Origin of the sequence: Mesorhizobium sp. M7A.F.Ca.CA.002.05.1.1 (assembly GCF_003998335.1) — a bacterium.
Lineage (GTDB): Bacteria > Pseudomonadota > Alphaproteobacteria > Rhizobiales > Rhizobiaceae > Mesorhizobium.
Map to the genome: position 1 here is coordinate 1 of NZ_RZQI01000296.1, position 6,444 is coordinate 6,444.

The 6,444-nt window shown below is 59.5% G+C and carries 10 protein-coding genes; 4 read left to right on the forward strand and 6 right to left on the reverse strand.

Annotated elements, in window-relative coordinates; all coding sequences use genetic code 11:
* Positions 1 to 402 (forward strand): YciE/YciF ferroxidase family protein (locus EN939_RS16550; protein WP_164751029.1); only part of this gene is annotated, 402 nt, incomplete at its 5' end.
* Positions 403 to 462: 60 nt separating this feature from the next.
* Here EN939_RS16550 and EN939_RS16555 read toward each other — a convergent pair.
* The 4 genes from EN939_RS16555 to EN939_RS16570 all read right to left on the reverse strand — a co-directional run bounded on the left by EN939_RS16555 (position 463) and on the right by EN939_RS16570 (position 2,616).
* Positions 463 to 612, reverse strand: a complete 150-nt coding sequence (locus tag EN939_RS16555) for a hypothetical protein (RefSeq protein ID WP_127268841.1) — start codon at positions 610 to 612, stop codon at positions 463 to 465.
* Between the two features lie 40 nt (positions 613 to 652).
* Positions 653 to 1,624, reverse strand: a complete 972-nt coding sequence (locus tag EN939_RS16560; RefSeq protein ID WP_127268842.1) for an SDR family oxidoreductase — start codon at positions 1,622 to 1,624, stop codon at positions 653 to 655.
* The gene (locus EN939_RS16565; RefSeq protein WP_127268843.1) at positions 1,596 to 1,796 is read right to left on the reverse strand and encodes a hypothetical protein; all 201 of its coding nucleotides are present in this window, start codon (positions 1,794 to 1,796) and stop codon (positions 1,596 to 1,598) included. The genes EN939_RS16560 and EN939_RS16565 overlap by 29 nt, the downstream gene beginning before the upstream one ends.
* A 133-nt stretch (positions 1,797 to 1,929) precedes the next feature.
* Positions 1,930 to 2,616 (reverse strand): TetR/AcrR family transcriptional regulator, encoded by a 687-nt coding sequence (locus EN939_RS16570; RefSeq protein WP_127268844.1) that lies wholly within the window; start codon positions 2,614 to 2,616, stop codon positions 1,930 to 1,932.
* A gap of 188 nt (positions 2,617 to 2,804) precedes the next feature.
* On the opposite strand from EN939_RS16570, the gene EN939_RS16575 reads away from it, so the two are divergent.
* The gene (locus tag EN939_RS16575) at positions 2,805 to 3,293 is read left to right on the forward strand and encodes a RidA family protein (protein WP_127268845.1); all 489 of its coding nucleotides are present in this window, start codon (positions 2,805 to 2,807) and stop codon (positions 3,291 to 3,293) included.
* Between the two features lie 114 nt (positions 3,294 to 3,407).
* Here the strand turns inward: EN939_RS16575 and EN939_RS16580 are convergent, their stop codons facing one another.
* The gene (locus tag EN939_RS16580) at positions 3,408 to 4,094 is read right to left on the reverse strand and encodes a TrmH family RNA methyltransferase (protein ID WP_127268846.1); all 687 of its coding nucleotides are present in this window, start codon (positions 4,092 to 4,094) and stop codon (positions 3,408 to 3,410) included.
* 195 nt (positions 4,095 to 4,289) lie between these two features.
* Between EN939_RS16580 and EN939_RS16585 the strand changes: the two genes are divergently transcribed.
* Positions 4,290 to 5,051, forward strand: a complete 762-nt coding sequence (locus EN939_RS16585) for a GNAT family N-acetyltransferase (protein ID WP_127268847.1) — start codon at positions 4,290 to 4,292, stop codon at positions 5,049 to 5,051.
* 129 nt (positions 5,052 to 5,180) lie between these two features.
* Here the strand turns inward: EN939_RS16585 and EN939_RS16590 are convergent, their stop codons facing one another.
* Positions 5,181 to 5,897 carry an SDR family NAD(P)-dependent oxidoreductase gene (locus EN939_RS16590; protein WP_127268848.1) on the reverse strand — a complete coding sequence of 239 codons (717 nt, stop codon included), beginning with the start codon at positions 5,895 to 5,897 and terminating at the stop codon, positions 5,181 to 5,183.
* Positions 5,898 to 6,031: 134 nt separating this feature from the next.
* Here EN939_RS16590 and EN939_RS16595 point away from each other — a divergent pair.
* The coding region (locus EN939_RS16595) for a LysR family transcriptional regulator (RefSeq protein ID WP_164751030.1) at positions 6,032 to 6,444 on the forward strand (413 nt) is incomplete at its 3' end.

Sequence of the window (6,444 nt, forward strand, 5' to 3'; positions counted from 1 at the left end):
ATGATCGACAAGGCAACCGACCCGCAATTGAAAGCCGGATTTGAAAAACACCTCGATCAGACGAGAGGCCATATCGAGCGCGTCGAAGAGGTGTTTGAGTTGCATGGCGTCAAGGCCAAGGAGGTCAACTGTCCGGCAATCGACGGCATTCTCGAGGAGGCCGACGATGTGAGCGGTGACGTCGATGACAAGGAGGTTCTCGATGCGGCGCTGATTGCTTCGGCGCAGGCCGTCGAACACTATGAGATGACCCGCTACGGCACGCTCATCGCCTGGGCCAAGCAACTTGGCCGCACGGACTGCGCCAATGTGCTGACCAAGAACCTCAGGGAAGAACAGGCGACCGATCGCAAGCTCACCGAAATGGCGGAAAGCAAGATCAACCTGCAGGCAGCCGAATAAGGCTGCGATCCGGCCGGCTGGTAACTCGGCCGGCCGGATTGCCGGCAGGTTTCCACTCCGTCAGCGAGACGGGTCGACGCCCAAGGCCGCTGATTGCTGGCGCAGCGCCTCATCGTCATCCTGCGGCACATGCCGAGCAGATCCTGCTGTTTCCGTGTAGATGCGGTACGCTACGCAAGCGAGCGCCACCATGAAAAGTAGACGGCCCATCCATCCTACTCCTTGGTTACGGATTTCGTTTCGGCCATCCTCAGTACCCTCCGACGACCGGCAAGATCTCGCCGGTGATGTAGCTCGAGCAGTGCGGCGAAGCGAGGAACACATAGGCCGGCGCGAGTTCTTCCGGTTGCGCGGGTCGTTTCATTGGCGTGTCCGCGCCGAATTTCGAGACGTCGTCGGCTTCCTTGTCCGACGGATTGAGCGGCGTCCACACCGGCCCCGGTGCGACCGCATTCACCCTTATGCCCTTGCCGATGAGATTTCCCGACAAGGCCCGCGTGAAGGCATGGATGCCGCCCTTGGTCATCGAATAGTCGACCAGTTGTTTTGAACCGTCGATACCGGTTACCGAACCGGTGTTGATGATCGCCGAACCGGGTTTCATGTGCGGCACCGATTCCTGCGCCATATGAAAATAGCCGTAAAGATTGGTCTTCAGCGTCGTGTCGAAATGTTCTTCGGTCAGCTCGCCGAAATCGCTGGAATGAATTTGGAACGCGGCGTTGTTGACCAGCACGTCGATGCGGCCGAATTTTTCAACGGTCTCCATGACCGCCTTGTGGCAGTGGCTGCGTTCGCTGACATCGGCCTTGACCAGGATGCAGCGTCGTCCCTCCTTTTCCACCGCTGATTTGGTCTCTTCAGCATCCTTGTCCTCGGCCAGATAGACGATCGCGACGTCGGCGCCCTCGCGGGCGAACAACACCGCCACCGAGCGGCCGATGCCGGAATCGCCGCCCGTGATGAGTGCTACCTTTTGGTCGAGTTTTTTCGATCCGAGATAGTACGGCGCATCATACAAAGGCTCCGGCTCTAGTGCCCATTCGTGCCCCGGTTTGGGCTGATGTTGCTCGGGGAAGGGGGGCTCGGGATATTCACGGGCGCCAGCCTGCATGGCGCCTTGCTGCTTCCCATCGCCTTTCGATTTGTCCTTGGCATCGACGCCACGTTGGATATGGCGCTGCTTGGCCGCTTCACCGGCTATTTCCGACTTCATCTGCATGATCGTCTCCTTGGCTTGGAGAGGAAACAACGCATGTCAGGCAAAAAGGTTTGCGCAAAAGATCGAGAGATTCCGGCCAGCGTTTGGCAATGCGTAACAACGACATCGCCAGTTGCACCAATTCAGCTGCAATGCAGCCGCGCCAGCCACCGCCGCCGATGGGATCGAGCATCCGGGCTTGCCCGTTGCCTGTGCCGCCTTGGCAGCGAGCCAAATGTGATGATGTGGATTGGGGAAGCTATTGCGTCAAACTGGCGTGCGCAAAGCAGCGCCATCCGGTCTGCTCCAAGCGTAGCCGTCGGAATCTATCTTGGCGAGAGGCCATCGAGCAGGAAGTCCAGGCCTTTTCGGAAAGTGCCGTCCCAATCGTTGTCCAACAGCAGACGAGAGCGTTCGATTGTCGGGTAGTGTTCGCTGAGATGTGTAAGACGCGGCTGTGCGGCTGCTCTGTCTTCTTCCGAGAGGTCGAAGCTTGCCCGGGTGAGGGTGGCGCCCATCACATAGTTCCAGAGCGACCAAATCGCGGCGTTGAGATCCGCGTCCGCAACACCGGCTCTCGACAAGGTCTTGCTCAGCATTTCCAGGCGACTGAGGATGTTCGGGCCAAGCGCCCGTCGCGGCAACAGCGATGCCGACCAAGGATGGCGCAACATTCTGGCGCGCCAGCTTTCGAGCATATGAACGACGTCTCCGCGCCAGTCCGGAGACTCACCTGTTTCGGGCGATGCGCGATATTCGAGCACCGAATCGAGTGCTAGATCAAAGACATCCTCCTTGTTGTCGACGTGCCAGTATAGGCTCATCACACCCGAGCCGAGGCGATCGGCCAGCCGACGCATTGTCACTCCGTCTATGCCCTGGGCGTCCAGCAGTTCCACCGCGATCGCCACGATACGCTCTCGAGACAGCGGCGGCTCGCTGCTCGCTTCCTGCATAGGTGGAAGCTTTGTCCGTTGCGATCGTTTGCTGGCACTGCGGGGTTTGGCTGCCATCTGTCTTCCTTGCTGGCCGAACGTCGATTTTGGCAGGCACCGTCAGGAATGTCGACGCTGATCGCTTGACTAGTACGACGTACCATACGATGACTCGTACATCGCACGATTCATCGTATGGGCGATCTGGTTAAAGTTCATGCCGGCCGCGAGTGCGTTATTCGCAGTCAGCAGAGCCAGGAGAAATCATGTCACGCGCAATCAAGCATCTGCTTACCGGAGGGCTAATTATCATGACCATGGCAGTTTCCGCTGCGGCTACAGCGACTGGGAACGACCTCAAGCTGACCATCGTCAATCCACAGACGCTCTACGACCCGTCGCCGAATGGCTACAGCACCGACGTGATCGCACCGCGCGGAGCTCGGATTGCCTACATCTCCGGGCAGGGCGGCCAAGACAGCACAGGAGCCTTGTCACCCGATTTCGCCGTCCAGGTTAAGCAGGCCTACGCAAATTTGCATGCGGCGCTCGAGGGCATCGGCGCCAGGCCGGATCAGGTGGCGAAGCTCACGGTCTTCGTGGTCGACCACGACATGTCCAAGCTCGATGTGTTGACCAGGAACGTCAAGGACATGTTCGGCGAGGCGCTGCCGGCGCAGACACTGGTTCCCGTTCCCAAGCTTGCAATCGACCCCATGCTTTTCGAGGTGGAAGCCGTGGTCATTCTGGAGTAGGGGCGAGATCGCCCCACAAACTGAAACGGGTCGAGCGCGCCGCCGACAGCCGCACATCCGGAGCCATTATACGGAAGTAGAGCCGGCCAACGGTCGGTTGAGCTTCGCGTCAGCTCAGGTCTGTCCTTCGGTTTCGCTCGAAGCAAAGCCGCCAATTTCCCGACGCATTACAGTAGGTAGTGGCTCAGCGCGTTTTCCCTTCCGGCTACCGCGGCGGTATTTGCTCTGATACTCGCGTCGCTGTTTCGCGATTTCGTAGAGTACGATACCCGAACTGGTTCCGAGGTTTAGGCTCTCGATCATCCCGAACATTGGAATTGCTACGCACATCTCGCTGCGCTCGACCGCAAGGGTGCTGATGCCCCGTTTCTCATTGCCGAACCAGACAGCGAGTTTGGTGTGCTGGGTATAATCGCCCTCGTGCAGGAAAACGCTGGTCTTTCCCATTATATGCGGCGACGTGACGACGGACACAAAGCCATGTTTTTCCAGATGGCTGAGGCAGGCGTCAGTGCTGTCGAATCGTTTCACAAACGTCCATTTGACGGCTGATACAGACGTTTCCGAAAGCGATTTCCGTTGGCGCATTTGCTGCCAGTCATCAGGAAGTGCTTTGCGTGGATCGACGATATAGACTCTTTCAACGCCGAGGGCATTTGCGTTTCGAATTACCGTTCCGATGTTCCTGATATCATTCGGATCTTCGACAACGGCTACCAAGTTCTTGCAGCGAAACGATTTGACCGCAGCCGCACGCTTGCGAACCGATACTCTGGGTTTCTGAGCCTCAAGGGTTTCCATGAGAGAGGTTCTTACCAGAGGCGCATCTGAATCCAAGGCCCGTGGCGACTCTATCGCCGCCACATCAGGAAGTCGCATAAGATAGATTATGGAACTGACGCATGGGCCAGGAACTGTAAATTGCCGCTGATTCTCATAGGCTTGAGCGCTCGTGGCGTATTGCCTTGAGCGGATAGCCAACCCTAGGCTGTCGAAATGAAGATGGCAAACAGCGGGATCGAAGCGGCGATCGAAGTGTTCGTGCATGGCTTCAGTGCCGACAGAAGCCGCACCTTTCCTTACGTGGCCCGCCGTGTTGGGCCGTTGTGGCTGATGCGCGACGCCGAGCGCAAGAATCCTCGCGACTACCGCGGCGAAGAATGGGTCGTCCATGACGTCGCCGCTCAACAGGCCGATGCCATCGTGCGGCAGCATGCACGGCCGGGCTTTGCCATTTCCGTTATGATCGCGCACGAGGATCCGGACGGGCCGACACGAACTGCCTACAAAGCTCTCGGCTACCGGCTGCTTCGGACCGAAGGCTTTTTCGTCCACCGATTGCGCCGCATTCCCAGCCCGCCGGCGGTTGCTTCGATCGAACGCGTGCAGACAGCCGAACGGGCGGCGCAGTTGGGAAAGATCATCCGCAGGCAGCCGATCCCAGACGATTTGCTCGGCGACAGCGCGCCATTCCGTCAGTATGTGGCAGTCGATGGCGCCGATATCGTTGGGCGCGTACGCAGCCTTGATGCCCTGGGAGCCACATGGTGTTCGAGCATGTATGTCGAGCCGTCGCACCGGCGTCGCGGCATTGGCCAGGCTTTGATGTCGAGAATGTTGCACGACGATCGGGCGCGTGGGTCGAGGTACTCGGCGCTGGCTGCAACCCACGCCGGGGCGCTGCTTTATCCCCGGATGGGCTACGAGCGGATCGGAACGCTGCTGATATTTGCGTCAAGGAGCCGGAAGACCGTATGAGGGTTTATTCGCATCATGCTGATTTATAGTGGATTTCAGCTTGATCGGTGGTCAGAGCCCTCTCCTTTTACAACAGCTGGCCTAGCTTAACATCTTCGATGCCGATGAACTTCATCACAGCCCGCGATTTCACCAGGGAACGGTGCGGCCGAGATAGTCAAGATATTCCAGGCCGGGGTTTCCCCGTTTTGCGAGGAGCACGTTCACAAGGCTGGGAATGCTCTCTTGGATGGTGAGCCGTGCGCCCGGGCCGCCCAACTCCGTGCGAACCCAGCCCGGCGCCATCAGGACCATCGAACGGGCCTCGCCCGCGTGCCGGGCTGCGTAGCAGCGCATATACTGGTTCAAGGCGGCCTTGCTGCCGCGGTAGACCTCGCGCATGCCGGTCGTGTTGTTGCAGACGCTGCCCTGTCCAGACGACATCACGCCAATCAACCCGGACGCCTCGACAAAGTCATCGAGGCTCTCGATCACGCGCAGCGGGCTCAGCGCGTTCGTGAGCATGACCCGGATGAATTCGTCGGTCGTCACCTGCCCGACCGTATCCGTCTCGTTGTTCGTCGTTCCGGCGTTAACGAACAGCATGTCGAACATCTTGCCGGTCAGGCGTTGGCGCAGGCCCGCAACCTGGTCGGGCTCGCAGATGTCCAGGGTCTCTATCTCGACCCGGCCAGCATGCTCGTCTGCCAGATCGTGCAGCAAGGTCCGGGTTCCGCCGCCGCGAACTGTGCCGACGACATTCCATCCCTTTTTTAGGAACTCGGCCGCCATGGCATGGCCGAGGCCCCGCGATGCGCCAATGAGGAGGATTGTGCGAGCTGGGTCGCTCGGAATGTGTTTGGGCATGAGAGTTGGTAGCTTTCGATGTTGGTCCGACAGCCGATATAAGCGGCCGTGCGCAGGGCGCCAGACGCATCAAAGTCAAAGTATGGTTGCATCAAACGCTATGTCTGGCGACGCGGCTGGGATAGGCTCAGGTCATGACCAATGTTGATGTGGACCTGAACCTTCTCGTCGCACTGGATGTGCTGCTCGCCGAGGGCAGCGTGACAGGGGCAGCCCGTCGCCTCGGCTTGAGCGCATCGGCCATGAGCCGGACGCTCACGCGACTTCGGGCAGCAACAGGCGACCCGCTGCTCGTTCGCGCCGGGCGAGGCCTGGTGCCGACACCGCGCGCTGCCGAACTGCGCGAGCGCGTCCATGAGCTTGCGCGGGACGTGCAAGCAGTGCTCCGGCCGCAGATCACGCATATGGACGTCGCGTCGCTCGAACTGACATTTACCGTCCGAGTGAGCGAGGCATTTCTGGAATTTCTGTCTGGCCCCGTCGTGGCCGCGGTCACTCGGGCAGCCCCACGGATCTGCCTTCGCTTTGTCCCCAAACCTGACAAAGA

Coding starts and splice junctions, on each gene's coding strand:
- EN939_RS16585 (WP_127268847.1), top strand. CDS start 4,290: ATGAAGATGGCAAACAGCGGGATCGAAGCGGCGATCGAAGTGTTCGTG.
- EN939_RS16560 (WP_127268842.1), bottom strand. CDS start 1,624: ATGCAGATGAAGTCGGAAATAGCCGGTGAAGCGGCCAAGCAGCGCCAT.
- EN939_RS16575 (WP_127268845.1), top strand. CDS start 2,805: ATGTCACGCGCAATCAAGCATCTGCTTACCGGAGGGCTAATTATCATG.
- EN939_RS16590 (WP_127268848.1), bottom strand. CDS start 5,897: ATGCCCAAACACATTCCGAGCGACCCAGCTCGCACAATCCTCCTCATT.
- EN939_RS16580 (WP_127268846.1), bottom strand. CDS start 4,094: ATGGAAACCCTTGAGGCTCAGAAACCCAGAGTATCGGTTCGCAAGCGT.
- EN939_RS16570 (WP_127268844.1), bottom strand. CDS start 2,616: ATGGCAGCCAAACCCCGCAGTGCCAGCAAACGATCGCAACGGACAAAG.
- EN939_RS16565 (WP_127268843.1), bottom strand. CDS start 1,796: ATGCTCGATCCCATCGGCGGCGGTGGCTGGCGCGGCTGCATTGCAGCT.
- EN939_RS16555 (WP_127268841.1), bottom strand. CDS start 612: ATGGGCCGTCTACTTTTCATGGTGGCGCTCGCTTGCGTAGCGTACCGC.